The sequence below is a fragment of the Sinomonas sp. G460-2 genome (genome assembly GCF_047759905.1).
In the GTDB taxonomy this organism is placed as follows: Bacteria; Actinomycetota; Actinomycetes; order Actinomycetales; family Micrococcaceae; genus Sinomonas.
On record NZ_JBKZWT010000446.1, the window covers coordinates 1 to 2,346 of the forward strand.

Annotated in this window: 1 protein-coding gene; it reads right to left on the reverse strand. The window is 72.3% G+C overall.

Translation table 11 applies throughout. The features are described 5' to 3' along the window. A partial coding sequence (locus tag ACLN58_RS21185) for a S41 family peptidase (protein WP_415857194.1) occupies window positions 1-2,346 on the reverse strand: 2,346 nt, incomplete at both ends.

Consider the following 2,346-nt stretch of genomic DNA (forward strand, 5'->3'; position numbering starts at 1 on the left):
GCCGGCGGACGTTCGGTGGGGATCTCGACGAGCATCTCCTTGAGGACGCCGATCCCGTGCTCGAGTTGCGGATCGACGCCCGCCGCATAGGCGTGCGGCGGGTAGGCGATCTCGATATCCGGCTCGACCCCGCGGTTCTCCACGTCCCATCCCACGCCCCCGCCGAACCACGTGGCGTAACGAGGTTGGCTCACGGCCGTTCCGTCGGCGAGCCGGAAGCGGTTGTCGATGCCGACGACGCCGCCCCACGTCCGGGTGCCGACGACCGGGCCAATCCCCCTGAGCTTCCCAACCTGCGTGATGATGTCCCCGTCCGAACCCGCGAATTCATCGGCAAGGATCACCACGGGGCCGCGCGGGGCGTGCCGCGGGTATGTGCGGGGCTGCTCTCCACGGGGCATGGTCCACCCCGTGACGCGACGCCCGATGAGCTCGGCGACGAGCTGGGAGGTGTGCCCGCCGCGGTTGCGCCGAACGTCGACGATCAGCGCGTCGAGCGCCGTCTCCGTGTCGAGATCGCGGTGCAGCTGTGCCCACCCGCGCGCGGCCATGTCCGGAACGTGCAGATAGCCGAAGCGTCCGCCCGAGGCCTCACGCACAAGGCGTCGGTTGGCCTGAACCCAGTCCTGGTACCGCAGCCGCTCCTCGTCGCGGATCGGCACGACCGCTATGCGCCGGCGCACGCCTTCCTCGTCGGGATGCGCGGGGCCGTTGAGGATCGTGAGCTCGACCGTCTTGCCCGCCGCGCCCACGAGCGCCGTCGCCGGCCCGAAATCCGGGGCGAGCGGGACGCCGTCGACCGCGAGAAGCCGATCGCCGCGGCGCACCCCCGCACCTGGGGCGGCGAGCGGCGACGTCGCGAGGGGGTCCGAGGACTCGCTCGCGAGGACCCGCCGGACCACCCAGCCGCCGTCGTAGTCGAACTCTGCACCGAGGCGCCCCTGCCCGCCCGCCCCGGGCTCGGACGCCAGCGTCGGGGTGACGTAGGCATGCGAGGTTCCCAGCTCGCCGTGGACTTCCCACAGGAGGTCCACGAGGTCGTCGTGCGAGCCGAGGCGACCCACAATCGGCTCGTAGTGGGCACGCACCTCGGCCCAGTCCTGGCCCGCCATGTCCGCGGTCCAGAAAAAGTCGCGCTGGAGCCTCCACGCCTCGGCGAAAGCCTGGTGCCACACAGCCACGGGATCAAGCCGCACGCGGATCCGGTCGAGGTCCACCTTGACGTGCTCCGGGCTGCCCTCGTCGGCCTTCGCGTTGCTGGGCACCGAGCGGAGCTGGCGCTCGCTCACGTACAGGACCCGCGATCCGTCGCCGCTCAGACGGTACGAATCGAGGGCGCCCACGAGCGTCGTGGTACGGGAGTCCGTGAGGTCGAATCGCTCGAGGCTCGGCTGGGGGTCCTTGTCCGCCGGCTTGGCCTTGCCCTCGCCCGTGGCCCCCGAGAGGTCGTGCGAGAGCCACAGGAGCGCGTCCTTGGCGGCCGTGAGGCGCGAGTAGTTGCCCTGCCGCACCGGCAGTGCCACGACGCGGTGAGCGAGTCCCTCGAGCTCCACGGCGACACGAACGGACGACGTCGCGCCCTCACCCCGAGCGGTTGCCTCGCCGGCGTCGGCCTCACCCCGTGATGTCGCCGCGGACGGTTCCTCCGCGGTGCCGAAGTTCGCGGCCCGCGGCCCGAACGGCGCCGCGGTCGCCGCCGAGAGCGGCACGAGATAGGGCTTGATCGGGCTCGGAAACGAGAGGTCGAACGAGTGCCCGTCGTAGACGGGGTCGAAGCTGCGCCCGGAGAGGAACGCGAGGTACTTGCCGTCGGGGGTGAACGTCGGGGAGACGTCGCAGAACCGACCGTCCGTGACGTCGGCGATCTGGCCCGTCGCGACGTTGGCGAGCCGGAGCTTCGAGCGGGAGCCGAAGGCCGTCACCGGCTCGCTCCACGCGAGCCACGCCGAGTCCGGGCTCCACGCGAGTTCCTCGATGCTGCCCTCCCCCACGTTGGAGAGTGTCCTGGCTTGGCCCGTCTCCAGTTCGACGAGGTGCACCTCGCCGAACGCCGTCCCGAGCGCCACGTGCCGCGCGTCGGGGCTCGCCTCGAGCTCGGCGACCCGGTTCGACGTCGGGAGGGCGAGGCGCCTTGGCATGGCTATGGCATCGTCGCCGGCGGTCGCGACGGCGCGTGGAGCGGGCACCGCGTAGGAGCGCTGCTCCGAGCGTGCGAACGAGACCGCGGGAACGTGCCCTGCTCGGGCCGGCACCGGTGCGGGAAGGCCGCCCTCCTCCTCGATGGCGTCGAGGCCCGGGCCCGCCGAGAAGGGGCCCGCCGTCCCGGGCGCGGCCAGCGCCCATTCG